The organism is Butyrivibrio sp. WCD3002, assembly GCF_000424265.1.
Lineage (GTDB): Bacteria > Bacillota > Clostridia > Lachnospirales > Lachnospiraceae > Butyrivibrio.
Map to the genome: position 1 here is coordinate 93,334 of NZ_AUJO01000012.1, position 23,864 is coordinate 117,197.

Annotated in this window: 26 protein-coding genes; 5 read left to right on the forward strand and 21 right to left on the reverse strand. The window is 42.3% G+C overall.

Annotated features, from left to right (window positions below):
- The first annotated feature begins 57 nt into the window (after window positions 1–57).
- Complete coding sequence (locus G608_RS0111350; RefSeq protein WP_026496127.1) at window positions 58–1,146, forward strand: glycosyltransferase family 4 protein; 1,089 nt, start codon at window positions 58–60, stop codon at window positions 1,144–1,146.
- Between the two features lie 24 nt (window positions 1,147–1,170).
- On the opposite strand, the gene G608_RS0111355 is transcribed toward G608_RS0111350, so the two are convergent.
- The 11 genes from G608_RS0111355 to G608_RS0111405 all read right to left on the reverse strand — a co-directional run bounded on the left by G608_RS0111355 (window position 1,171) and on the right by G608_RS0111405 (window position 9,382).
- Window positions 1,171–1,536, reverse strand: a complete 366-nt coding sequence (locus G608_RS0111355) for an ACT domain-containing protein (RefSeq protein WP_026496128.1) — start codon at window positions 1,534–1,536, stop codon at window positions 1,171–1,173.
- Window positions 1,537–1,601: 65 nt separating this feature from the next.
- Window positions 1,602–3,842 (reverse strand): ArnT family glycosyltransferase, encoded by a 2,241-nt coding sequence (locus G608_RS0111360; RefSeq protein ID WP_026496129.1) that lies wholly within the window; start codon window positions 3,840–3,842, stop codon window positions 1,602–1,604.
- A complete protein-coding gene (locus tag G608_RS0111365; protein WP_026496130.1) occupies window positions 3,839–5,056 on the reverse strand; it encodes an FAD-dependent oxidoreductase in 1,218 nt (405 codons plus the stop codon). Before G608_RS0111365 ends, G608_RS0111360 begins: the two co-directional genes overlap by 4 nt.
- Entirely contained in the window at window positions 5,053–5,781 is a 729-nt protein-coding gene (locus G608_RS0111370) for a glycosyltransferase (protein ID WP_026496131.1), read from the reverse strand. The genes G608_RS0111365 and G608_RS0111370 overlap by 4 nt, the downstream gene beginning before the upstream one ends.
- Window positions 5,782–6,367: 586 nt before the next feature.
- Window positions 6,368–6,796, reverse strand: a complete 429-nt coding sequence (locus G608_RS0111375) for a hypothetical protein (RefSeq protein WP_026496132.1) — start codon at window positions 6,794–6,796, stop codon at window positions 6,368–6,370.
- Window positions 6,783–7,151, reverse strand: coding sequence for a nucleotidyltransferase domain-containing protein (locus G608_RS0111380; protein ID WP_026496133.1), 369 nt, complete (start codon window positions 7,149–7,151; stop codon window positions 6,783–6,785). The genes G608_RS0111375 and G608_RS0111380 overlap by 14 nt, the downstream gene beginning before the upstream one ends.
- A gap of 75 nt (window positions 7,152–7,226) precedes the next feature.
- The gene (locus tag G608_RS0111385; protein ID WP_026496134.1) at window positions 7,227–7,706 is read right to left on the reverse strand and encodes a hypothetical protein; all 480 of its coding nucleotides are present in this window, start codon (window positions 7,704–7,706) and stop codon (window positions 7,227–7,229) included.
- A 71-nt stretch (window positions 7,707–7,777) separates the two neighbouring features.
- Complete coding sequence (locus G608_RS0111390; protein WP_026496135.1) at window positions 7,778–8,380, reverse strand: LURP-one-related/scramblase family protein; 603 nt, start codon at window positions 8,378–8,380, stop codon at window positions 7,778–7,780.
- 190 nt (window positions 8,381–8,570) lie between these two features.
- On the reverse strand, window positions 8,571–8,726 hold the full coding sequence (locus G608_RS23255; protein WP_155833275.1) for a hypothetical protein: 156 nt from the start codon (window positions 8,724–8,726) through the stop codon (window positions 8,571–8,573).
- A 147-nt stretch (window positions 8,727–8,873) separates the two neighbouring features.
- Window positions 8,874–9,110 carry a hypothetical protein gene (locus tag G608_RS0111400; protein WP_026496136.1) on the reverse strand — a complete coding sequence of 79 codons (237 nt, stop codon included), beginning with the start codon at window positions 9,108–9,110 and terminating at the stop codon, window positions 8,874–8,876.
- A gap of 20 nt (window positions 9,111–9,130) precedes the next feature.
- On the reverse strand, window positions 9,131–9,382 hold the full coding sequence (locus G608_RS0111405) for a GlsB/YeaQ/YmgE family stress response membrane protein (protein ID WP_242829381.1): 252 nt from the start codon (window positions 9,380–9,382) through the stop codon (window positions 9,131–9,133).
- Between the two features lie 309 nt (window positions 9,383–9,691).
- Between G608_RS0111405 and G608_RS0111410 the strand changes: the two genes are divergently transcribed.
- A complete protein-coding gene (locus tag G608_RS0111410) occupies window positions 9,692–10,528 on the forward strand; it encodes an alpha/beta fold hydrolase (RefSeq protein WP_330366988.1) in 837 nt (278 codons plus the stop codon).
- Between the two features lie 38 nt (window positions 10,529–10,566).
- Here the strand turns inward: G608_RS0111410 and pulA are convergent, their stop codons facing one another.
- Both pulA and G608_RS0111425 read right to left on the reverse strand, forming a co-directional pair.
- Window positions 10,567–13,398 carry a type I pullulanase gene (pulA, locus tag G608_RS0111415; RefSeq protein WP_026496139.1) on the reverse strand — a complete coding sequence of 944 codons (2,832 nt, stop codon included), beginning with the start codon at window positions 13,396–13,398 and terminating at the stop codon, window positions 10,567–10,569.
- Window positions 13,399–13,747: 349 nt separating this feature from the next.
- Window positions 13,748–15,634 carry a leucine-rich repeat domain-containing protein gene (locus G608_RS0111425; protein ID WP_026496140.1) on the reverse strand — a complete coding sequence of 629 codons (1,887 nt, stop codon included), beginning with the start codon at window positions 15,632–15,634 and terminating at the stop codon, window positions 13,748–13,750.
- Between the two features lie 209 nt (window positions 15,635–15,843).
- On the opposite strand from G608_RS0111425, the gene G608_RS0111430 reads away from it, so the two are divergent.
- Window positions 15,844–16,779 carry a bile acid:sodium symporter family protein gene (locus tag G608_RS0111430; protein WP_026496141.1) on the forward strand — a complete coding sequence of 312 codons (936 nt, stop codon included), beginning with the start codon at window positions 15,844–15,846 and terminating at the stop codon, window positions 16,777–16,779.
- A gap of 51 nt (window positions 16,780–16,830) precedes the next feature.
- On the opposite strand, the gene G608_RS0111435 is transcribed toward G608_RS0111430, so the two are convergent.
- A complete protein-coding gene (locus G608_RS0111435) occupies window positions 16,831–17,196 on the reverse strand; it encodes a YccF domain-containing protein (RefSeq protein WP_026496142.1) in 366 nt (121 codons plus the stop codon).
- Between the two features lie 105 nt (window positions 17,197–17,301).
- Between G608_RS0111435 and G608_RS20975 the strand changes: the two genes are divergently transcribed.
- Complete coding sequence (locus tag G608_RS20975) at window positions 17,302–17,676, forward strand: alpha-hydroxy-acid oxidizing protein (RefSeq protein ID WP_051209233.1); 375 nt, start codon at window positions 17,302–17,304, stop codon at window positions 17,674–17,676.
- Between the two features lie 140 nt (window positions 17,677–17,816).
- Here G608_RS20975 and G608_RS0111445 read toward each other — a convergent pair whose 3' ends face one another.
- The 6 genes from G608_RS0111445 to G608_RS0111470 all read right to left on the reverse strand — a co-directional run bounded on the left by G608_RS0111445 (window position 17,817) and on the right by G608_RS0111470 (window position 21,558).
- Window positions 17,817–18,392 carry a hypothetical protein gene (locus tag G608_RS0111445; protein ID WP_026496143.1) on the reverse strand — a complete coding sequence of 192 codons (576 nt, stop codon included), beginning with the start codon at window positions 18,390–18,392 and terminating at the stop codon, window positions 17,817–17,819.
- Between the two features lie 189 nt (window positions 18,393–18,581).
- Entirely contained in the window at window positions 18,582–18,761 is a 180-nt protein-coding gene (locus tag G608_RS0111450; RefSeq protein ID WP_026496144.1) for a hypothetical protein, read from the reverse strand.
- A 207-nt stretch (window positions 18,762–18,968) separates the two neighbouring features.
- Complete coding sequence (locus G608_RS0111455) at window positions 18,969–19,187, reverse strand: hypothetical protein (protein ID WP_026496145.1); 219 nt, start codon at window positions 19,185–19,187, stop codon at window positions 18,969–18,971.
- 141 nt (window positions 19,188–19,328) lie between these two features.
- Window positions 19,329–19,781 (reverse strand): PaaI family thioesterase, encoded by a 453-nt coding sequence (locus G608_RS0111460; RefSeq protein WP_026496146.1) that lies wholly within the window; start codon window positions 19,779–19,781, stop codon window positions 19,329–19,331.
- Window positions 19,778–20,977, reverse strand: coding sequence for a winged helix-turn-helix domain-containing protein (locus tag G608_RS0111465; protein WP_026496147.1), 1,200 nt, complete (start codon window positions 20,975–20,977; stop codon window positions 19,778–19,780). Before G608_RS0111465 ends, G608_RS0111460 begins: the two co-directional genes overlap by 4 nt.
- A gap of 26 nt (window positions 20,978–21,003) precedes the next feature.
- Complete coding sequence (locus tag G608_RS0111470) at window positions 21,004–21,558, reverse strand: NUDIX domain-containing protein (protein WP_026496148.1); 555 nt, start codon at window positions 21,556–21,558, stop codon at window positions 21,004–21,006.
- 233 nt (window positions 21,559–21,791) lie between these two features.
- Here G608_RS0111470 and G608_RS0111475 point away from each other — a divergent pair, with 233 nt between their 5' ends.
- Window positions 21,792–22,631: a CPBP family intramembrane glutamic endopeptidase gene (locus G608_RS0111475; protein WP_026496149.1), complete on the forward strand. Its 840-nt coding sequence runs from the start codon at window positions 21,792–21,794 to the stop codon at window positions 22,629–22,631.
- Window positions 22,632–22,680: 49 nt separating this feature from the next.
- On the opposite strand, the gene G608_RS24295 is transcribed toward G608_RS0111475, so the two are convergent.
- On the reverse strand, window positions 22,681–23,796 hold the full coding sequence (locus G608_RS24295; protein ID WP_330366990.1) for an AlkZ-related protein: 1,116 nt from the start codon (window positions 23,794–23,796) through the stop codon (window positions 22,681–22,683).
- Between the last annotated feature and the right edge of the window lie 68 nt (window positions 23,797–23,864).

Sequence of the window (23,864 nt, forward strand, 5' to 3'; positions counted from 1 at the left end):
CAAATGCTCTTTATGATGGTAAGATTAGCCTATCATTTATGACAGTGAGGTCGTTTTGTGGGTACTGAAAATAGCAGAAAAAAGATATGCATGATCGTGCAGGAGCGCACAGTAAAGGGCGGAATTGCCGCAGTTATTGAAAATTACTACGGTAGCAGGCTTGAAAAGGATTTTGATATAACTTACGTTGAATCCTACTGTGACGGTTCTAAATGGAAAAAGCTCTTTAAGGCACTTTCAGCTTATAAGGAATTCAGGCATGTATTAAGGACAAACAGGCCGGATGCGGTTCATGTTCATTCATCCTTTGGCCCCAGCTTTTTTAGAAAAATGCCCATAATTATAATGGCTCATAACAAAAAGATTCCCATCATCAATCATATCCACGGTTCTGCCCTTGATGAGCTTTATACCAATGCCGGAAGCTTTAAGAAATATCTTGTCAGAAAAATCTACGGCTACTGCACAAGGGTTGTGGTGCTCTCCGAGGAATGGAAGGAGAAGCTCTCAGTGATCGTGCCCTCTGACAGGATTACCGTGGTTTCCAATTATTGTAAGCTTTATCCCGAAATGGCTGATGATAAGTCGCTGTCGCAGCGCTTTGAAAAAAGGCAGATTCTGTACCTTGGACGATTTGATAATTTGAAGGGTGTTGTGGACATCCCTGCTATCGCGGATATAGTAAAAAAGAAATTCAGTGATGTGCGTTTCGTTCTTGGAGGAACCGGTGAAACAGAACCTGTTATCTCCGAGATCGAGAGGCTTGGTCTGCAGGATACCGTAATTCTTCCGGGCTGGATTACAGGAGATGAAAAGGAAAAGCTTCTTAGAGAAAGCGCGATTTTCCTTCTGCCCTCCCACATGGAGGCGATGCCCATGTCCATCCTTGAAGCCATGGGCTATGCCCTTCCCATCGTATCAACAGAAGTCGGTGGCATTCCTCAGGTCGTAGCAAAGGACGTAAACGGAAAGCTCTACGCTCCCCAGAATGCATCCGGCATGGCACAGGGAATAATGGATTATCTTTCAGATTATGAGGCTTATGCTGCAGCAGCCAGGAAGAGCTTGGAGATTGCGGACGAAAAATACAGCTTTGATGCACATATCGACAAGCTTGAGAAAATATATGATGAGGTTATTGCTTAATTGATTTTGCGGCCCGGGTTCGGTTTAGACTATTCGATAGCCTTTCTCTTCAAGTACCTTCAGGGCATAGTCAAAGTCCGCCTCTTTTACCAGAATGTAGTCTGTGTTGTAGGTGGAAATTGCAAAGATTCCGATGTTGTTTTTTGCAAGGACTGTGGAGATTTTTGAAAGGATTCCTATGAGTGAAAAATCCAGCTTTCCTTCAATCCTTACAGCCTTCCAGCCATCGCTTCTCTCCGAGGTGTTTGAAGGTGTCTTGGAAGTAGCGCATACAAGAGATATCTCCTCATCTGTTTTACTTACAAAAACAAATTCATCCTCCATGTTCACCTGAGATAAATCAGCTACTTTACATACAGTGAAGTTGGTATCTATTCTTTTAAGTTCCATGGCTCATCCTTTCATTGTTTCAAAAACTGATCACACAGTAATTCGTAAATGGTTATATCAGCCAATCAGAAGTTGATTACGAGGTACTTTTTAGTTAAATCAAGGTTTTCATCTATGGCGTCGTTTATGCTGTCATCATAAATGTCCGCTTCTCTCATGGCCGCAGCATCTGAAGATAGTATACACATCTGACTGCTGCCGTAGTATCTACTTTTAATAGAGTCCATTGTATCGGAAGGATCGATTGTTCCCTCCACCACGTCGCTTCTGTAATACAGCGATCTGTAATCCAGCGTGCTGAAGATCACAACGCTGTTTTCAGGAATCTCCGCATAATCCTCATCCCAGGACATTTTCACGATGTCGTAGTAGGGAAGCGTATTTTTTGCAACATGCTCCGTGTAATCAGAAGCCGCAAAAATCAGCAGGTACAGAATCATAGCTGAGAGCAGGTAAATATATATTTTCGTATCTCTGATATATTTTATCAAAAGTCCCGCAATTCCTAAAGTAAACAGGAATGTGGCAGGGGCGAAAAATCTGTAGTAGAAGGTATCCATCGATGAAAAATACCTTATCACCGTAAACATAACATAGTAGATCACAGCTGTGGTTATAAGTACCGATTCCCTGGTAAAGTGTTTGCAATTCTTAGCTATGAAAGCAGCAATCAAAATTCCCAAAAGGAAAAGAATGAGGACGCTTTTTCCATATGAAAGATTCATTATGTACTGGGGCACCTCTAGGTGGAAAAGGTTAAATACTTCCGCAAAGAGTGATTTAACAAGGTCGTTTGTAAGACTCTGATAATCGTCCCACCACATGGATCTGCTGACACCTGAGGGCATACCGTTTTGAAGCTTGTTATTAAAAAGGTATGCTACGCAGAGGATTCCGGAAACACCTGCGGTTATGACAAGTGAAATTATTTTTTTATTGAAGATAGCCTTGATGGTCTTTTCATCTCTGATGGCGGTTATTGCAAGAGCCAGGATATAGAAGCCTATTACAAAATAGGTAAACATTCCAAAGTATCTTGTAAGGAAGCAGAGAAATGCCGATGCGCCAAGGAGGATGTAGTTCTTCCCATCAGCAAGAACATCCGCAAGACTGAAGGCGAACAGCACCATGAAAAGAATGAATGGAAGCTCGCTCCAGGAATACCAATAGAGGTACATAAGTCCAAGGTTCGTCATGAAAAGTGCATAGAACCAGGCTTCTTTATTATAGGCTATGCGAAGTATCAGTATCAGAATCCCCACAAAGATCATGGAAAGAATCTTGGATGCTGCGTAGACTTCAAGGCCTGTGATTTTCATCACCGCTGCTATCATTGCAGGATAAAGGATTGGCCAGTTGGCAAACCATGCACCTTTGTATCCTGCAAGGCCGTCATAGTTAAAGCCATAGCCTGCTGCCATGTTGGCTGCTTCCCTCAGGTAACCTGCAGAATCGGCGCTTATGTTGATGCCTTCAAGATATCCGTTAATGTAGATTGAGAGGCACAGCACGATAAAGAGAACCACAAGGAAGATATCATTTCCAGCCTTCATGATAAGGTCTGATGCATGAATTGTTTTTATGGCGTTGGTGCACTTCTCATATCCAAAGATTATGAAAAGAATGGCTGCTGCCGCAATAAGAATCGTAATTATATGTGAATAATAAAATACATCCCCGTAGGTCAGGGGCTTATCCGAAATCACAGAGGTTCCAAGGGATATGCCTGTGGAAAGTAGTGCGCCACTATCTGAATTCCGGCTGATACTATCGGCATTAACATTTCCATCGGCGCCGGAGGCTTCATCTGCCGCAAAAATCTGCTCTTCAAAGGGCAGGGATCTGTTTGTGGCATCAATCTGTGTCTTTATAAAGTATGGATTGCAATTATTTGCCGTGATTGCAAGCGTGTACTCTTTTCCCTCTTCGACGTAGGTAGCAGGGCTACCTATCTCGTACCATTCTCCAACGGTTATGGATGCTTCCGGAACTGTAGTTGTCCACTCTTCGCCGCCTTCATTGTTTGTAAGGACAAATTCTATCTCGCCTTTTCCTTCAGAGTCGGTATTTACCATAACTACGGAAAGGCTTCCGATATTGCAGCTTCTGTCTGCTGTAAGCTTCGCAGTGAGAGTGCCTCCGTTTTTTATCTCCACATAAGAAGGGGTATCAAAAAGCGGAGGGCGCATGTCCTCCGACTTATTCTGAATTCCTGTCTGTTTTGTAAGTGCAAGCTGCACTCCGCATGTGAGAAGAATTATCAGCACACACAGAAGTGCCTTTGCTATCTTTGATTTTGTTTTCATAATGTTTTCGCCAAATTCATGGCTCTCTCCATAACAACGTCTGAATTGTAGTGCTCGTGCTCACCCCAGCGGCCAAGAGGAATAATGCCATTTTCTCTTGCTTCTGTCATGATGAGATTTATTTTTTCAGGCTTATTTACTGTATTTAAAGGATAAGCATACTCGTTCATGTATGCGTAGTTGTCCTTCCAGTCGCTGTTTTCATAGGCTCCTGTTCTGCCTTCTACTGTTTCAACCCAGTAGCCTTCGCTGTCAGGACAGAAATTACATCTGCAAAGAATCCTGTGGTAGGGCGTGTTTTCATCGGGAACATATACCCAGTGAGCAGGTGACTCCGGGTCTTCTGCCACATATCTTATCTCAACCGATGAATGCTTAAGCTCTGATAAAGCATTTGTAAACTGCTCGGAGCAACCTGTGATTTTCATGCTGTTCCATGGAATTGTGGTGATTATAGTCTCTGCGCAGTATTCTTCACCGTCGGAGCATTTCACTGTTTTTGCAGCAAGGTCAAGCTCTGTTACGGATACGCCGCATCTTATGTTTTCATGCATGCTGTCTGCGATTCTAAGGAATGCTTCGCCGTAGCCGTATTCCTTTGGATAGTAGAATTTAGCATGTCCCGGCTGGGTTCCAAAGCTCTGATGCATTTTGCAGGATTCTAAGGTTTCTTCATAGCTTACATTCGGAAGCTTCTCGAGCCAGTAGGTTCCAAGCTCGTCCAAAGCGCCGCCAAACATTTTGTTATTATAAGGAAGCATGTAGTTTTCAGCGATCTCATCTCCCAGCTTCCATCTGATCCATTCCTTGAATTTTGCAGGCTTTTCTTTTCCTGTGTTGCAGCCTGCATTTTTTATAGACTCAAGATATTTTTCCTGATATTCCTCGGAAAGCTGCCAGATATTCGCTTCAAAGGGATGATTTATCTCGGCTGTGTGAATGCGGATCCTCGAATCGCGATCAAAGCTGTTCCACTCATTTTCCGGAAGAAATCTGAACACAAAGTCGCAGACCGCAGGCCTTCTGACATCAAGGAAATGGCCGCCACCGATGTCCAGGGGCTTACCGTCTACATCCTTGGATCTGCAAAGTCCGCCGGCTTCATCTTCTTTTTCTATAATAAGAAAGTCATTTTCGCCTTTATCAGCAAGGCACCTTCCAAGAGTCAGGCCTGAGGGGCCCGCTCCCAGAATGAGGTATTTTAATTTTTTCATATAATGTTTTTCCAAACGTATTTCTCGTGATCTTTTAACTTGAACAGTATTGAAAGTGCCTCCATTACTGTGCTGGCCTTAAGGCCCGTGGATGAACCCACATAGTGGATCGGCACTTCTACAGTGTTAAGATTTCTGCAATAAAAACGCATTTCTGTCTGATACATGTGGCCTGTGGACATTATCTGATCGAGCTTTATGTTCTCTAAAACTTTTCTCTGGAATGCCTCATAGCCGCTGGTCATGTCCTTTAGCTTAGTGCCAAGTACGAGGTTTGAAAGAAAGGTTCCGCCGCCGCTTAAGATTCTTCTGTAAAGCGGCAGGTCGCTGACTCCGCCACCCTTCATGAATCTGGAGCCCCATACGCAGTCATAGCCTTCATCGAGTTTTTCAATGAACATGGGGAGCTGCTTTGGATCATGGCTAAGTCCGCCATCCATCTCAATAATTCTGTCAGCGCCATCTTCAAGGGCCTGTCTGTAGCCTTCAAGATAGCAGCTGATAACGCCTCGTGATTCCTTATAGTATATAAGCTTTATCTTATCGTTGTTTTCTGCTTTTTCTCTGATAATTTTCTCGGTATCGTCCTTTGAAAAATCATCTATCACCGGATAGTAATACAGGTTGTCATAGGGCAGGGCCATGATCTGATCTATTACCTGTGCCATGGTATCCGCCTCATTCGCTACCGGCATCACTATTATTGTCTTTGGTGAATTCGCCATTTACTTAATATTCCTCTTCCTTCTAAACAAAGTTCCGCTCACTATTATAGCCACTTTGCTCTACGGGCTCAACATGAAATTCTGTCCTGCGGACGCCATGGGGACGGGCTCAATGTGTAGTTCTGTTCGGCGGACGCCATGGGGACGGGCTCAATGTGTAATTCTGTTCGGCGGACGCTTTCGCTCTGTTTCGCGTCGTCACGTTACTAAGACGCCAAAATACGGCGCCTAAGTAACGACGCGCTCAAAAGCCACCTCACAGAACCACACATTTCGCCCTTGCCATTGGCGTTCCGCAGGAAAGATTTTACATCGAGCCCTGTCATTGGCATTCCGCAGGAAGAACTAGGTACTGCCCTTTCAAAAGATGATTTACAAATTAGAGATTAACATTGCACCATAAGTGCTTATGTTTGTTTCGTAGAACAACAAATGGATGGACAAGTTTTGGTCCATCCATTCATTATCATCAATATAATGATGTCATTTTATTAAGAACTCTTGTAGTAACTTCCATGTCTCGCTTAATTTATTAAAAAATGAAGAGCTGATCATATTGATCAGCCCTTCAAATCAAAATCAACGTTCACTTATATCCATTCTTTTTTAGGATTTCATACCATTGCTCTATTTCTGAGAAAGTTTTTTCAAGCTGTGTTATCTTTACAATCATATGCACATCATATCGGCCTTCTGCCTCCCAAGAAGTAATCAGAAGACTTTTCTCATCAATATACTGCGGAACAACGATACTTATTCCTAGTGATTTAGCATATTGAATTAGCTCGTTCAATGAATGTTTATACATCCTTTTAAGATCCGGCTGCTGTTCCAAATAATAAATCTGTATTTTTATTAACTTTTCCGCTGCTTGTTGAAGATGATAACCCGCTTGTCCTTTTAAATACTTCGCTGCTTTAGGTGTTCGCCTCTTTGCCTCATCGATAGTTGCCTTTGCGACAAATAAATCAGCTTTTATCTGTTCCATGTTTAAAGGATAATTATTCCCTGACATACAAAACCTCTCCCTTGTCTATTTCCGCTAAGATTGCAGAATCATCTTTCTTACCTGTCTTGAAATATAGGATGTCATAGCTCTGTAAAAAATCATCAAATTCTGCCAATCTATCAGCAAAACGCCTGAACTGTTTAGATGTCAAAGCCTTTCCTTTGGGGTGTGCGCCAAATACCGCAATATCTATATCTGAATCCGCTGTACATCTATCCTCTATACTCGATCCAAATAAAACAATCTTATCAATAAAAGTGCATTCTTCTGCCGAAGCCACGATATTCTCAAGGTATTTTCTTTTTATATCTGCAACTTTTATATTGCGGTTACCAATTTGTACACTGACTACCTTACACATGTTTGCACCTCATCGAACAAAACTAATCTAGATTAATTATATCATCATCTCACAAAAATCGCTGATAAATCCCGCTCACAAATTCTCCATAAAAATCATGGGATGTGCGGTGCAAAACGGTGTTTCCTTCATGTATAGTCCTAAGGTTTCATCGTTGTCATCCATGAGAACTACAGACATAGGATCGATGTCCGGGAACAGCTCTTTTACCTTGTCCTTGACTATCTGTGGCTTTTTAGAAGCATCCAAAGTATAGAAGCAGTGGGATGCAGGAATGCCGTAAAGGCGCTCAACCATCTCTGATTTCCATGCCTCATGGCCATGAGGTTCCCTGGAAATACAATAAAGCCTTCTTACATCGTGCCCCTTGATGTATTCGTATATCGGCTTAAGACGTTTGCAATCTGCGTAGATATTGACGTCCCTGAATTCAGGTGTGAAGTCAAGCTCGTGGTGAGCATGATGATCACCATAATTGTAGCTTGTAAGCGTCCCATCTATATCAAAGAACACCACCGTCTCAGGCTTATGTAGTATTTCCCATATCTGTCCCATTTAGTAAACTCCTAAACTTTTATTTTCTGACTGTTGCCTCTATGACTTTTTCGCCGGCAATTGCTTTTGAATCAGTCTGAAGATGATGAGGATGAAGAAGAGCTTGCTGCATTTTCCCTATCCTTGATCATGTGCTGCAATGTGATAAGAATGGCAACTACAATCTTTTCATGCTCAGGTCTATAGATATCGATGCAGTACTTATCATGGATTGAAAGCAGCTTCTGAGATATTACTGCAATGATATCACCGTTATGATCATACAGTTCAAAATTAAGTCCGATGATGTTGCCCTTGAGCTGCCAGCCAAGTCCCTCAATATTCGTTATGTCCTTTATGATATGGAAGAACTCGTTTGAAACCTGAAAAGAAGTCCCATCTGCCATTGTCACAAAATGTCTTTCGTGGAGAGTAAAGAATTTCCTTTCAATGTGAGCAACCTGATTTCCTGACGCATCGGTTATATCTGTCTTATCGTGAATAGAAGGAAATTTCGTCTCGGAATGATATACCACATTTTCGCTGGCATCGGTTATATCGATTTTGTGATGAAGTGTAAAAACCTTTGATGTTGTAAAAAGTGATTTTGCAGGCTCGCCGAAACGATCCACATTGTTGATATTTGCAGCCTCACCGGCTTCTCTGAATCTGTGTAGCTTTGAAAATACTCCCATACTTCCCCGATCCTTTCTTTTTCACTATTATCGTTATTTTGTAATCTATTTATCCATCTTATCAAAAACAGCGTGTACACTTCAATCACAATGCTATTTATATTCAAAATTTTGAAACAAAATGAAAGCGCCAAAACCTTCGATTAAAGATTCTGACGCTCTTCATACAAGTATTCGACTTCTGATTCTATTAGTATGTGAAAGTTGCACCGAACACAGTTATTTTTCTGTTACTGTAAAAAGGTGAAAGCTTCTCGAGGAACTCATCATGCATTTTGTTATATGTTGCATCTCTATGTTCGCTCTTTGTCATCTTTGTCAAATCCTGTACGTCGTGAAATCTCATAATGGATCCCCCTTTCATAAGTTTTTCATTGTGCCACGTGGTTTGTTGTCTGTTTCTGATACTATATATAACACGCAAGAAAAAACAGGCCCTATGATACACTCATAAGGACCTGCTTTACACTGATTTGTCAAAAAATTGTTGTTTTTAGTATGCTTTGTATCCGCATTCTGATTTCTCAGGGCCATCAACACCGGACTCGTAGTGTGCCCTGAATTCCATGTTTATCTCACGGATTTCCTTAAGTCCATCGATGTAAGGCTGGTACATTTCCGCCAAGCCTCCCATGCAGCCATCGCAGGAGCCGCTTATGTTTCCGATGGACTCTGCAACTATCTGCTCACGTTCTTCCTTTGTGGTGTCCTTAATTAAAATCGATTTCATTATTTAATCCTCATCCTAAATCAAAATAGCTTTCTGCCGATCCAAATACAGATGCATGCGCCAACTACAGGAACGATCATGCTTCCGATGATGCCTGTTGCAGTAAAACCAATAAGCTTAAACAGGTTATATCCTACGATACTTCCGATCACACCAAAAATCATGTTTTTCAGCATTCCTGACTTCTCGCCCATGATCTTGCTGGCGATAAAACCTGCAAGCATTCCCCAAAGCAAACTCAAAAACAAAGTCATAACAACAAGAATAAACATACCTTTTCCCTCCAATGTAACTCTTTTTGGTTTCTCCCAAGCGGTGAGAACCATCATATATGATAGCCCTTTTTCCGTCAGTAGCAAACCGTTTTCTTTGTTATGTCTTAAGTATATTTTGATTTCATGCTCAGTTACATGCCGGTTGTTGCAATTCCGATAATCATATTTTCATAAATTAGGTAAAATAAGAGCCTTCTTCAGCATAATTACTATCTTTGTGATATGATGGTAGCATGTTTTTTTTCGATAATTTCGTAAAAGAAATAAGACATTTTTCGAAAACAGCGCAGGAGGAACAAGACATCTATGAACATGACAGAAAAAACTTACATCACCGACAAAGGCACAATCCATTACTGGACCTGCGAAACACCTGAAAAAGACAAGCCTGAACTGGTTTTTCTTCCGGGTCTTACAGCTGACCATAGGCTTTATGAAAAACAGCTTGAGCATTTTGCCGGAAAGTATCGGATATTTGTTTGGGATGCGCCGGGACATGCGTCATCATATCCTTTCGAGATGACCTTTAACCTCGAGGACAAAGCAAAATGGCTGGATGAAATTCTGGAACTGGAAAACTTCAAAGAACCTGTTTTCATCGGGCAATCCATGGGCGGATATCTCAGCCAGGCGTATGCTCAGCTTTTCCCTGATAAAATGAAAGGCTTCATATCCATAGATTCAGCACCCTTGGGAAAAGGTTACTACAGAGCATGGGAACTGTGGGTTCTTTTCCGAATGGAGCCAGTTTATCTAAAATATCCCTGGAAGCTTCTGCTTAAGCAGGGATCAGACGGTGTTGCGACATCCGATTACGGACGCTCTTTAATGCGCAGTATGATGATGACTTATGACGGTGACCAGCCAAGATATGCTCTTTTGGCGGGCCAGGGCTATAGAATTGTGGCTGAGGCTATATCAGCAGATCTGCCCTATGAGCTAAAATGCCCCACCCAGCTTATCTGCGGCACCAAGGACCAGGCAGGTTACTGCAAAAGATACAACAAGGCATGGCATAAAAAGACCGGCCTCCCCATCACATGGATAGAAGGAGCCGGTCATAATTCCAACACTGATGCACCTGATGAAATCAACAAACTCATATCAGATTTTGTAGAAAAGCTTGATGCTTCGAAGCCATAAGCATAACGCCACTTCGTTTTAAAATTGTAGCACGATTATCACTTTTTCTTCTTACCAAACAGATAAGCCACAAGGCCGACGAGAGCTGCAGTGCCTGCTATGATGCCGGCCACTGCGCCGCCGCTAAGGCAACCTGCGCCTTTAGTACCGGCATCACTCTGAGAACTGCTGCCTGCTTCACCAGCAGTAGTTCCTTCCTCCTTGTCGTTGCCCTTATCACCTGTAACAGTGCTATCATCGCTATTATCAGCAGCAACAATACTGTCGTCTCCCTTAACAAGCACCAGGGCGGAAATGCCATCAACGCTCACACTGCCGCTTACTTTGCCAAGAGACTCAACGCCGGCTTTTATGTCTTTTACGCAAACATCCCATTCACCCTCGGGAAGCTCTACTGTGGTCTCTTCAGGATTGGGATTAAACACAAGGAAGATGCCTTCTGCATTCTCACCTGTAACACCCTTATCAGCGTTATCCATAGAGAAAGCGACTACATTTTTATCAAGTCCCTCTACAGGCACAACGCGCTTTGCAACTTCGTCAGCGCTTGTGAGTCTTAAAAGACCATGCTCTTTTCTAAAGGCAATAAGTCCCTTATAAAAATCAAGATTAGCCTTGTATTCCGGATCGTCCAAGGTCTCCCACTTGATGCAGTTTATCTCATCTCCGGAGCTGTAACTGTTTTCATCAAAGGTTCCGTCCTCTTTCACTTTCGTTCTGAGAATCTCTTCACCTGCCTGCATGAAAGGAATTCCCTCCGCAGTCATATAGAAAGCTGCTGCCAGATTGCTCATCTTAATCCATGAAGCTCTGTCCAAATCCTTCCTTGCAACGGCGATTCTGTCAAACAAAGTGTTGTTGTCGTGGCAGGATGTGTACTGCACAATCTGCGTAGGCTCTTTGCTCCAGCTCTCGGCAGCCATAAAGGAAGTAGTCATCTGGCGCTCTTTTCCCTTTGAACCGGAAGCCCAGCCTGTCTCAGCAGAATTGAAAACGCTACCCTTTAAGCCATCACGAATATTGTCATTAAAATATGCAAATCCCGGAGTTCTTCCCGAAGCCTGCTGCGTAGCAAGAACCACATCATCCTTGGTTACATCTGTGTTCATGCTCCAGCCTTCGCCGTAGAAAATCACATCGGGATGTGTCTTGTGAACCTCAGTCACGATCTCATTTATCGTATCCACATCAAGAAGTCCCACAAGGTCAAATCGGAAGCCGTCGATGTGGTACTCATCTGCCCAGTAGCGAACAGAATCCACAATATATTTTCTAACCATGGAACGCTCGGAAGCTGTGTCGTTGCCACAGCCTGAACCATTTGAATAAGTGCCGTCATCATTTATTCTGGAAAAATATCCCGGAACAAGTCTGTTCACGCAGAAATCTTTTCCGCTGTAAACATGGTTGTAAACAACGTCCATTACTATGGAGAGGCCGTTATCATGGAGTGCCTTAACCATCTCTTTTGCCTCTGCCACGCGAACCTCGCCGTGATAAGGGTCAGTTGAATAAGAACCCTCAGGTACGTTGAAATTCACAGGATCATAGCCCCAGTTGAACTGATCGGAAGTAGGTGAATTCTCATCAACAGAACCAAAATCATAAAAAGGAAGGATGTGCACATGTGTCACGCCAAGGTCCTTTATATAGTCAATTCCTGTGCTGCTGCCGCCTGCAGTCTTTGTTCCTGTTTTGGAAAAAGCTGTATATTTTCCCGCATCACCGATTCCGCCGGCCTCGTTAACAGAAAAATCCCTTACATGAAGCTCATAGATAACTGCATCTGTGATGTTCTCTCCTGCGTGGGGATTCTTATCGCTATCCCATCCTTCAGGATTTGTGGCTTCAAGATCTACAACCATTGCTCTTTTGCCGTTGACGCCCGTTGTCCTTGCATAAGGGTCGCAGGCCTCTACATTAAGCCCATCGATAACAGCAGTAAAGGTGTAGTAAGTTCCTGCTTTATCTCCTGAAACCTCGGCTACCCAGGTGCCATTAGCATCTGAAGTCATCTCGATTTTCTCTGTGAGATTATCCTCCCAGGGATCTCCGGACTCATACAGATTCAGGAAAACTGTCTCAGCTGTAGGTGCCCAAACTCTGAAAGCAGTCTTGTCCTTACTGTAAACAGCGCCAAGATCATCACCTTCATAGGTGAACTTTTCCTCAAACTCAGGTGTTGAATAAACGATTGGCATGTTGATCTGATACTCCTCATCCTCAAAACCAACTCTATAATTCCTGTTAACATCCAGTTCTTCCGAAATAGTCAGATCATAGTAAAACTCACTCTCGGAAGCCTTCTCTTTTAATGCAACTTCAGTAACTTCAATCTCGCCCTGTCTTCCTATCACATAAAAAGACTTCTCCTGATCGGCATCAAGCTCTCCTGTAAAAAGTACTGTAACCGTATTTTTTCCATCATAATTTGCACTCTTTAATTTTGTCCCCGTCACAACATCATCTCCATATTCTTTAACTGCGCCTTCTACGCCTGATTCAACGTAGGCATGTACTGTTCCTGATATAACCTCTGAAATGTCAATGTACTGATCCTGCTCGATGTCTTTCGTCCAGTCCTCTGTCCTGACGATAAAACCGACTCTCGTAGCTCCCGCAGGTACAGTCATGGTCGCAACCATTTCTCCGTCCTCTTCTTCAAGAGGATAACCTGCTCCTTCGCCGCCATCAGGCCAAAGCCATACATCCCATAGTTCGTAGTCCCCATCCTCCCTATGATAATGCAGTTTCAGTGTGACCCCCTCATCCGCTCTTACCTGCATGGATACTCCTAAATCCGACAGGAAAAGCATTGCTGCCATGACAAAAGCCATGACAAAAGTGATACCTCTTTTTGCTCTTTTCACCTCGACCTCCCAAGTAGTAATTATTTGATTAAGAAAACGTTTTCCATAAGGCAAATTCTACTACATAGGTTTTTATTCGTAAAGAGAAAAATGGTCGCCGGATGGCAACCATTTTTAAATTGTTTTATTCTAATAAAGCTCTTTCAGGAAAAATCTATTCATTGTGGCGTGAACCACTTCCTCTGGTTTCTCGATTTCGTTGTAGCCGCATTTTTCATAAAGATGAATAGCTACCGTCAGATTATTGTGCATGCTTTTTCAAGTTATCTCTTATTATCTCTGCAAGAGCCAGGTCATATTCCGGCGTAAGTGTAGTAATCTTCAAGTTTTCCATTTTTGTTTTGTCCTTTTACCACGTGCTAAGATACAGGCATTCTTCAGATAAAGTGTGGAACACCACTTCCTCCGTGGTTCCATCGTCCCTTGTCAGCGTTCCTATAAGCATCCTGTCAGAATTAAAGCCCTGCTCAAATTTAAGATTCTTAATCATTCCATCTCTGCAGAAAAATCCTTCTGTCTCCACGACCTGATCCTCACCATCGGCGTTAGGATCTGCATAATAGGGAACATCCATAAGCTCTCTGCCGTTCACAGACACGTGAAGTATTTCATCATCAAGTAGGATTGTCACATCTGCAAAATATCCCGCACCTGTAAAGTATTCTCCTGTTATGGACTGGGTCCAGTAATAGGGCACGTCGCGTTCTTCGCCAAGATTATTGTCTGTTTTTTTACCTGAAGAAGTTTCTGCCACTTTCTTAGTCCAGGTGTCCGACAGCTTAACAGCAGAAGCGGGAGCACTAACCACGCACCCTTCAGGGAAACTTGGTTCTTTTTCTTCCGGGCCGTAATAATCCGGAATATCACCGGTGAATACAGCATTCTTTAGACCCTCGCATTTTTTAAATGCTCCTTCTCCTATGCTGCACATATCTTTTCCGAAAGTGACCTTGGTTATAAGAGGGCAGTCCAAAAATGCATTCTCTCCTACGCTGGTCATTTTTTCAGGGAAAACAAGCTCCCCTGCAATAGAAGAACAGCCGCCGAAAGCATATCTTTTTATATGCTTGAGATTTTCAGGGAACGCGCTTATAGAAGTGAATCCTTTGCAGTCTCCAAAGCTTCCGCGGCCGATAGACTCAAGCCCTGCAGGAAGCACCAGCTCTCCCGTAAATCCTGTGGCAGTAAAAGCATCATCGCCGATTACAACAAGCGCTGATGGAAGATGCAACTCCCCTGTCATTCCTTTGCAATACATAAAAGCATTGTCGTTAATATATTCGAGCCTATCCGGAAGTTTAAGTGAAGTAAATCCCTCACAGCTCTGGAATGCCGACGAATCAATTAATGTCACGGAGTCAGGGATTACAAGATCACCTTTTAAATTCTTACAGGTAAGAGCATAAATTCCGATATATTCAAGGCCTTCCGGAAGTGTCAGTGTCCCGTCGAAACCATCATCCACAAAGGCATGCATGGCAATGGTTTTCACTCCCTCAGGTATCACAAGGTCACCCTTAAAATTCTTACAGCTTGAAAAAGAAGCCGTTTGAATTTCTGTCAGATTTTTGGAAAGAGTAAGGGTTCCATCGAATCCGCACTCAGCAAAAGCATAGTCGCCAATAAAAGTAACTGAGTCAGGAATTACCAAATCTCCCACCAGATTCTCGCACCTGTTGAAGGCGCAGCGCTCAATCCTTTCCAGGCCATCCGGAAAGACAATACCACAGTTCAAACCACTCATGCCTTCAAAGGTCTCTACGCCTATGTTTTTCAATGATTTGGGAATACTGAGCCCGGAGAAACCGGTACACCTTGTAAACGCATAGTCCCCGACAGTTTCAACTCCATCCGGAATCTTCAGTTCACCTGTCAGTCCATCGCATCCATAAAAAGCAAACTCACCTATAGACTTAAGGCTTTCCGGCAAAACCAGCTCGCCCTTGAGGCTGCTGTTAGAATAAAAAGCGAGAGCTGCAACCGACGTTATACCCTCGCCGATCACAAGTTTTTCAATCTTATAATCAGACCACATGAATTTCTCAGGAACCACCATTTCACCGGTTCCCGAAATAGTCATGGTCTTTTCTTTTTTATCATACTTCCAGGTTATGTTATCGCCGCATGTGCCTTCAGCATTTTTCCCGCCGGCATCACCACCAAAATTTTTAATACCGCAGCCAAATAGTCCAAAAGCCATAACGACCCCCACGATTAAAAGCAGTGTTTTCTTCATGTTCAGTTCCCTCATAAAAAAACGTATATTTATATACTCAAACATGATCAACTATCTGTCTCAATTATCATAACATCAAACCGCAAAGAGATGTTCAAGTCATTTTTCCTTTTTTTAATTTCTTAAAAAAGGGCCCTGTACTTTTAAAAAAGAAGCAGTATACTACAGAAAACAAAATATGGCTCCCGAAGCGGCGCCGGATTAGGGGGATATTCAAAATGAAAAAAGTAAGTGAATTTGTTGGAAAGTATATGGCAGTGATTGTTCTTGTGGTTGCTGCACTTGCACTATTTGTGCCGGGATCATGTCTATGGATACAGACATCATGGATCAACTACCTTCTGATGGTAGTAATGTTTGGAATGGGTCTTACACTAAAGTTTGAAGACTTCGCAATAGTATTTAAAAGCCCAAAAGACATCATCATCGGCTGCATTGCTCAGTTTACGATCATGCCTCTTTTGGCATTTGCACTTGGAAAAATATTTGGACTTGAGGCAGGTCTCCTTGCCGGCGTAATCCTGGTTGGAACTTGTCCCGGCGGAACAGCCAGTAACGTCATGACATACCTTAGCAAAGGTGATGTGGCACTCTCTGTTGGAATGACAAGTGTAAATACGCTGCTTGCTCCTTTCCTTACGCCTTTCATCACTTATCTTCTGCTGAAAACAACTGTAACTGTGGACATGATAAGCATGTTCGTCTCAATCATCAAAGTGGTCATCGTTCCCATAGCTCTGGGTTTTATCATTAACAAATTCTGGGGAAAATATACAGAAAAAGTATCCGAAGTACTGCCACTGATTTCAGTTACAGCCATCACTCTCATCGTAGCTGCGGTAGTTTCTCATAACTCAGAACGAATTTTGGAAACAGGTGCTATCGTGTTTGTTGTGGTCATCCTTCATAACCTTCTTGGCTATGCTGTTGGCTTTATCCTTGGAAAAATCCTTGGTCTTCCCATGACAAGGAAAAAAGCTCTCGCCATCGAGATCGGCATGCAGAATTCCGGCCTTGCAACATCCCTTGCAGGCACAGCCTTCCCTGACCTTGCAATGGCCACAGTTCCCGGCGCTATCTTCTCAGTGTGGCACAATATATCAGGTGCACTACTAGCTAATATTTTTAGAAGAATAGAAGAATAATATTAAAAACGGTCAGTGACTGAAATCATTCAAATCACTAACCGTTTATTTTTACTTCTTCACCACTCTAGCGCCAAAGGGAAACAGTGCAAGTCTCGCGATCTTGAAATACTGCTTACCAAAGGGAATTCCTACGATCGTAATACATAAGACAATACCAATCAAAGCATTTCCAAGTGCCAGCTCAAGTCCTGAAACGAGCATCCACACTAAATTCAGCAGAAATGACCCTGCTCCACCTTCGTCAACTATCTCTTTCCCAAATGGACAAAGGGAAATCGTTGAAAGCTTAAAGCACTGTAAACCTATCGGAATTCCTATCACAGTAATGCACCAAAAAATGCCGGCAAGCCACCAGCCAAGTGCACTGAAAAATCCTCCAAACAATATCCATAGCAAATTACCTAGAAACCTCATACCTCACCCTCCAAGAAAAATATTAGTCTACTGCATAATTATACTGTATTTTGCAAATTATATCTTTCATATTTTTTCAACATTAACGCATGAATCAAAATTTCATTGAACATCAAAAAAGGAAAATGCGCAGAGATCGGTGCAAAAGGAATTATAGTAAGTCACCATCACGGCCGACTTCCTTATGCTGTTCCTCCGATGATGATCCTGCCCGACATCAAGGAAGCATTAAAAGATAAAGATATGACAATCATTGTAGACTGCGGCATTGCAAGCGGCGCCGATGTCTACAAAACTCTGGCTCTTGGAGCAGACGCTGCGGCTGTTGGAAGATCAATGATGCCATCCCTTGAAAAAGACGGAGCTCCCGGAGTCTCAAATTTCCTTACGGAAATCGGAAACGAGCTTCGATACATCATGAGCAACACCGGTTTTGCAAAGGTTTCAGACATCGATGATTCTGCTTTATACGAATATTAAAAATATGCGTTAGCAAAATATTTGTTGAAAAATATTGGCAGGTGCTCATTCCCTTTCATGAGCACCTGCCATAACCATTTCTTTTTTATACCAACAAATTTCTCTGTGATACTTGCACCTCAAGTATCATTTTCCTGCCATTATTTTTCTATAAAATGCTTTGTCTTCTTCATGACTTTCCCAAGTATCTCGATATTTTCAAGAGTGTCCTTCCCTTCAAGAGAATGATTAACACCTTCATAAAGGTGCATGGGAATCCCCTGTTTCTTTGCCATTTCTACAACTTTTGGCACATCGCTCCAGGGATCGTCTGAGCCGATAAATGCTATCGCGTCGATATCCTTTTCCCCATTAAGGACCTCGATAGTCTCTGCCAGCGGCGTGTAAAGCACATGTCTTACACCCTTTATCTCACGCTCTTTTTCATATGCAGCCGCTATTACAGTTCCGATACTCTTAGACATAAAAAGAACATCTGCGTATTCATCAAAAGCTACGCCGCTAAGACTCTCCTTAGCCTGGGCATACATCGCATCAAAGGCTTGTCTCATTTTTTCCTTATCTCCGCGAATGTTCTGAACAGGGCAACTGTAGCTGATATTTATAACCTCGTCATAACCGGCTTCAGCGGCTGTTTTCCTGCCATAATACAAAAGCGGCTTATCACAGTGATATCCAATTCCCGGGAATACCACCAGAAGTTTCTTTTTCTTCATATTTTTTCCCTTTACTTCTCATTAATCCAGACTGCGAAAGCTTCGTATATCTCTGAAAAACTTTTTCCGTAAACTGTCTTCATTTACCTATTTCCATCCAAACACCAAGTTTTTGCTCCATCAGTAATTGTAGTATTTAGGCGCGTCAAAATAAAGCCCACTATTTACATTGAGCAGCGGTACCTCTGACTAGTGCCTATGGAAAAAGGTATCTTCCTCAGCTTCATCCATCTCTTTTCTGAATTCATAGAAATAATCCAAAAGTGACATAATACTCATGTACACAAGCATAAAATAAATAAAGTCCCACTTAATGCCGAACTGCCCCAAGAAGCTGGTCATGAAATTGTGAATATAATCCATTAACATAGAATTTTGCCCTCGATTTCATAAGAATTTTTGTAAAAAAAGATAACTAGAAAAAGGGAGGATCATTGGCTTTTCCCTCATTTTCCATGTTACAGGAAATTGAGTCCAATAATCCTCCCACAATACAATTTTTAGTTATTTTTTCACTCAATAAAATTTTCGTTTAAAAAATAAGAGCGGTACATTTTCGTACCGCTCCGATGATAATCATTTCTTAAATAATCCGCCCGCAAGATCCTTGATATCGTTAAGATCGAGTTTTCCATCTGCTACTGCAGCCTGCACCTTCTTGATATCTGACTCCTCAATATCAATATTCGCTTTCTTGAAAAGCTCCTTGGCCTGAGCCGGATCAGCCTTGGCGATCTGTGCCATTAACTCTTTGTTACCATTAATCTGTTTGAGAATTCCTGCTATGTCTGCCATTTTTGTTCCTCCTCCAACGATGTTTTAATAACGATAAAAATATTATACTACCAATCACATCAGACAAACACTATATTCTTCCGGGTTCAAGCCTTTTTATTTTTCAAAAATACGATCTCAGTTTCGCCGGAAAGATCATCCCTAAAACTTTAAGTTATCCCCAAGTACCTGTACCTTGCTGGCAAAGAATGAAAACTCGCCACTATCAAGAAGATTACCGTTATCATCAGTCACTCTGATATCAAATACCAGGATATGTTTTCCTGTTTTCAGCTTCATGCATTCACAATAGATATACTCTGTATTCACTGCAGGCAAAAGGAAATTCAGATTAGCGGAAACCGTCGTCACATAGTAACCGCTCATGCTTCCTGTAGCACCCGCCATAACATCAACAAAAGAAAGCAGCGCGCCGCCATGAATGCTTCCGTATGTATTGTGAAGTCTCTCATCACACTTAACCCTGGATTTACTGTAGGTCGGGCTAAGCTCCAGCACTTCAAATCCAATGAACTTGTTATACTCATTTGCATATAGTTCAGAGATTATCTTTTCTCTGATCGCATTTTCTTTTTCTGTTCTTGCTTTTCTCATGATACTCCTTTATCAAATACACAGTCGTTAAACTTGCTAAACGCTTTTAGTGTACTTAAAAGTGCTGCGTCCATCTTTTTTGTTTTCCGGATTCCCGGCTCCCACCATAATCCTTTTACGGAAAGGATCTTATTTTTCCTGTCTGGAATAGCCTCTATCCTTCCCACGAACTTTTCACCAAAAAGAATGGGCAAGGTGTAGTAGCCATATTTACGTTTTACTGCAGGTGTGTATATTTCCCAGGAATACTGAAAATCCCACAACGCAAGGACTAGTGACTTGTCCCACATAAGAGGATCAAGTGGTGCTATAAACGACATCCTGGGTTTTAGATCCGCACTTCCTTCAATTATTTTTTTCATCAGGGCATCGTCGGAAGAAAGATGATAGAATGTGGTTTTCATTCCTTCCACCATAACCGGACGGATTTTGCCTTCATCCGTAAGCCTTGCCAATATCTTTTTCCGCATCTCGGCATTAATGTTTAGCCCAAGAAAAGCTGTACTATTCTTGTCCCAAAGAAGGCCCACCGCACCGTTTCTCCTAAGCACTCGCCAGCATAAAAAGCTCTCCTCATCTTTGCAGGGATTCTCAGCATTCAAAATAGATTCCGGCAAATGTTTTCTCGCCAGATCGTAGAACTTGCGGCTTCCATTTTTATGGTGAATAACAAGCTCTCCATCAGTATAAAGCTGTTCAAGAACGGATCTTGCAGCAGCTGATTTTTTGTCCCAGTTACCGCTCCAATGCATCGATGAATGCCAGTATATTTCTCCCTCTATCGGAAGCATGTCGCTTGAAACCGGGCCGTTTTCATCAATATATGAAATAGCCTGTTCCTTGAGTTCCTCTAGCCCATCGAAGGTACGGCCCAGCTCAAGACTCCTTTCTCTGTAGGAAGAAAAATACGGCCAGTCCTCTGCCGGCCATATGGAAAGCTCCTTATCCGGGTAGTCAATGAGTTTTCTGTCCTCGTATAGAAGTTCCTGAAGCATGAATTTTTTAAAGCCCTTCACTCGTGATTGCAAGGTGAGCTCGGCATTTTTCCCGCAGACATCCACCGGATCGTACTGAATACATCCGACCTGCCTGACATAATCATAGGCTCCGTCTTTTCCCTTAAAACGATATGCCCCAATCAGTCCCTGCTTTGAAAGAATAAATTGTCTGGCTTGTTGTTTAGAAATAGTTATCATCGCTTTCCTTTTTTAGCCTTTTCTCCTCATTCTTTATTGCCCAGATATTTCGTAATTATCTCAAGTCCTTCAGTCGGTACACAGAAAGTGCCATCACGATGCTCACATCCCTTACGGACATCCTCAATATCAAACCATTTTACTTCTTCCACTTCCTCAGTCTGGAGCACAAGCTTAGTCTCATCCACCGGCTTTTCATAAGCATATACGAAGGCAACCTCGTTGTCCCTGAACATCTTTCCATGGAATTCCATTGCATAGTTTATGTGGAACTTGCCGGCAAATGTGAGATCTTCTTCGTTAGCGTCAATTCCCAGCTCCTCAAACAGCTCTCTCTGCGCTGATTCCAGCGGCTCATCCCCGGCCTGAATATGCCCGGCAGAAGATGTATCATACATTAAAGGAAATGATTCCTTTTCAGCACTGCGTTTCTGAAGCAGCACCTGATAAGAATCTCCCTTTTTTCGTACAACCCAAATATGAGCAGTTCTGTGTAAAATTCCCTTATCATGGGCCTCACTTCTGCTTACTGTTTCGCCCGTAGGCGTTCCATTTTCATCTGTAATATCAAAGAATTCCATTTTAGCCACCTTGGTTTTGAACTTTTTCACTTTACTTATTATAGCCAACAAAAAAGAAGCATACCATTCATTTATGAATCGTATACTCCCAATTGTAATCCCTTTGAATAACTATCACTGCTATTGTGGACATTTGTTGGACATTAGATGATAGTCTGCTCTTGTGATTTAAAGTTTTGCTTTCAATACAGTTTTTTGTGCGTCGTTATGACCATATGCGAGGGGGGAAGATCATGATAAAAAATGAAAAGTTGAAATGGCTTAATGTTATTATTTGGCTGGCATCTGTTGCCACAATGATAGGGCTTATGATTGGCTGCGGAAGAATTTTTGATGACAGCACCGATATGGGCCTGCTTATTGAATTTGTTATTATAACTGTGGTGACGCTGGGCTTTTTGTATCTCATATCAGGGAAAAAGACTTTTACCTATTTAACCAATGAAACCGGATACACGGTTAAAATGCTGTGGCCAACCCTGATTTTTTCCGGTATTTTCGCTTTGTTTGGAGTACTGGCCTACTTTATTGATAAGCCCCCTTTCAAGGATAATTGGGTACTGGGACTCATCATATCTGCCATCTCCATGTTCTTAGTTGGAGTCTATGAAGAGGGTTGCTTTAGAGCATGTGCTTGTGATGCGCTTTTGCCGATTTTAAAGAAAACAAAACACCCTTTCTTTTGGACAGCTCTAATTTCCGGACTTCTATTCGGTTATGTTCATGTGGTATCCTTTGACTTTACAGATCTTCAGCAAACGTTACAGTTTTTTCTGAAAATAGCAAATTTGTTAATTACCGGAGCTACGTACATGATCTTATATTGGAAGACGAGGAATCTGCTTGGTCTTGCGATTGTACATGGATTAAATGACTTCCTTCCGGATTTTTTGAATCACATATTTGAGTATAAAAGTCAGGATGATTCTGAAGCGTATATCACCGGTGATGTATCTACAACAATTGTCTATGTAATTCAGTTAGTTATTGAGTTGCTATGCTTTATCTATGTATACAAAAAAGTCGCTAAGAAAATTGACTATAAGAAGACACTGGATGAGTGGTGTGACTAATGAGAAAAACACTCTTTAGTCATTGATAGCTTTTGGTCCCGGGGGACCATTATTTTAACGCGTCACTCAGACTATCGATTATTCCCCTTGGCCCTCTGATTGCATTTATTCCGTACTTATCCTTGAGGATTTGAAAAGTAAAACTATCCTCCGGATACCTCTTTTCCAGTCTGATCTTCATAAGTGCCGTTATGGTCAGATTTTTATCCGAGTAGTCATATGGGATATCCGTTTCAGTGACCGTGCACTTATACATTACCGCAGACACGGGGGCTCCCACATACACGAAAACTGTATCTCCGGTTATGATTCCTGCTCCCTGCTTCCAGTCTATCTCCTCAGCATTATCAAATGCGTGAACTATGTCATAGTACTTGGGATTGGCAGGAATGATCCATTCCTTAGGCGCTCTTGTCTTCCTGCTTTTAGTCAATGATCCTGATCCAGCCAGAAGTTTTGCTATCTGACTTTTGGATGCAATGGGGTATATTTCTTTAATGTGCGCTTCGATGGCCTTCCCTGATTCTTCGGACGTCTCGCTATATCTGGACGTGACAAAATCATATCCCCAGATGGTTTCAGGCTTTGCGTACACAGCAATGGGCCAGCCGTAGAACTCGCCCTTTTTGTTTTTCCTCTGTCTGAAATCCTTTACGCAGAGGTATGTTTTTGCCTGAAGGTCGGTGACTACTCCTTCGAACCCCTTCTCTCCGCCTTTGCCAAAACCTGCCCTTAACTTGACTTCGTTGGAATATATCTCATCCTCTGCTTCAAAGAGGTCCATTATCTTTTTCTGTTTTCTTGATGCCTTCTCATCATCCCAAAGGGCATCAAAGTCATAGCCATCCCGCCTGAAATTGGCAAAATAAGGAAGCCATTCCTTGGAGATAAAGCCTGCCTTTTTTTCAAAAAATTTGCCATAGGCAATTTCGCCGCTTCTGGCGATGATCTCTCGCCACTCCCAGGGATCAACCTTGGGATCTCCGCACCACCAGTAGCCCGGAACCGTGCGTTCCTCCAATGAAAATCCCGGAATATCATTTTTGAAAAGTGGCAGAAATCCTACTTCATTTATGTAGTTTATTGCATCCTGAACCGTGCGCAGACACTCCGGGTCGTCCCAGTCCACACCGTACATTATCCAGGTTCCGTTCACATTTTCCATACTATTTCCCCTCTTTACCGGTTCATCACTGTACTCATTATATCCCAACAAAAAAGGGGCATACCATC

Bases quoted from the DNA above. Each gene is read 5' to 3' on its own strand.
- G608_RS0111355 (WP_026496128.1), bottom strand. From the start codon at position 1,536: ATGGAACTTAAAAGAATAGATACCAACTTCACTGTATGTAAAGTAGCT.
- G608_RS0111360 (WP_026496129.1), bottom strand. From the start codon at position 3,842: ATGAAAACAAAATCAAAGATAGCAAAGGCACTTCTGTGTGTGCTGATA.
- G608_RS0111365 (WP_026496130.1), bottom strand. From the start codon at position 5,056: ATGAAAAAATTAAAATACCTCATTCTGGGAGCGGGCCCCTCAGGCCTG.
- G608_RS0111370 (WP_026496131.1), bottom strand. From the start codon at position 5,781: ATGGCGAATTCACCAAAGACAATAATAGTGATGCCGGTAGCGAATGAG.
- G608_RS0111375 (WP_026496132.1), bottom strand. From the start codon at position 6,796: ATGTCAGGGAATAATTATCCTTTAAACATGGAACAGATAAAAGCTGAT.
- G608_RS0111380 (WP_026496133.1), bottom strand. From the start codon at position 7,151: ATGTGTAAGGTAGTCAGTGTACAAATTGGTAACCGCAATATAAAAGTT.
- G608_RS0111385 (WP_026496134.1), bottom strand. From the start codon at position 7,706: ATGGGACAGATATGGGAAATACTACATAAGCCTGAGACGGTGGTGTTC.
- G608_RS0111390 (WP_026496135.1), bottom strand. From the start codon at position 8,380: ATGGGAGTATTTTCAAAGCTACACAGATTCAGAGAAGCCGGTGAGGCT.
- G608_RS23255 (WP_155833275.1), bottom strand. From the start codon at position 8,726: ATGAGATTTCACGACGTACAGGATTTGACAAAGATGACAAAGAGCGAA.
- G608_RS0111400 (WP_026496136.1), bottom strand. From the start codon at position 9,110: ATGAAATCGATTTTAATTAAGGACACCACAAAGGAAGAACGTGAGCAG.
- G608_RS0111405 (WP_242829381.1), bottom strand. From the start codon at position 9,382: ATGTTTATTCTTGTTGTTATGACTTTGTTTTTGAGTTTGCTTTGGGGA.
- G608_RS0111410 (WP_330366988.1), top strand. From the start codon at position 9,692: ATGAACATGACAGAAAAAACTTACATCACCGACAAAGGCACAATCCAT.
- G608_RS0111425 (WP_026496140.1), bottom strand. From the start codon at position 15,634: ATGAAGAAAACACTGCTTTTAATCGTGGGGGTCGTTATGGCTTTTGGA.
- G608_RS0111435 (WP_026496142.1), bottom strand. From the start codon at position 17,196: ATGAGGTTTCTAGGTAATTTGCTATGGATATTGTTTGGAGGATTTTTC.
- G608_RS0111445 (WP_026496143.1), bottom strand. From the start codon at position 18,392: ATGAAGAAAAAGAAACTTCTGGTGGTATTCCCGGGAATTGGATATCAC.
- G608_RS0111450 (WP_026496144.1), bottom strand. From the start codon at position 18,761: ATGTTAATGGATTATATTCACAATTTCATGACCAGCTTCTTGGGGCAG.
- G608_RS0111455 (WP_026496145.1), bottom strand. From the start codon at position 19,187: ATGGCAGACATAGCAGGAATTCTCAAACAGATTAATGGTAACAAAGAG.
- G608_RS0111460 (WP_026496146.1), bottom strand. From the start codon at position 19,781: ATGAGAAAAGCAAGAACAGAAAAAGAAAATGCGATCAGAGAAAAGATA.
- G608_RS0111465 (WP_026496147.1), bottom strand. From the start codon at position 20,977: ATGATAACTATTTCTAAACAACAAGCCAGACAATTTATTCTTTCAAAG.
- G608_RS0111470 (WP_026496148.1), bottom strand. From the start codon at position 21,558: ATGGAATTCTTTGATATTACAGATGAAAATGGAACGCCTACGGGCGAA.
- G608_RS0111475 (WP_026496149.1), top strand. From the start codon at position 21,792: ATGATAAAAAATGAAAAGTTGAAATGGCTTAATGTTATTATTTGGCTG.
- G608_RS24295 (WP_330366990.1), bottom strand. From the start codon at position 23,796: ATGGAAAATGTGAACGGAACCTGGATAATGTACGGTGTGGACTGGGAC.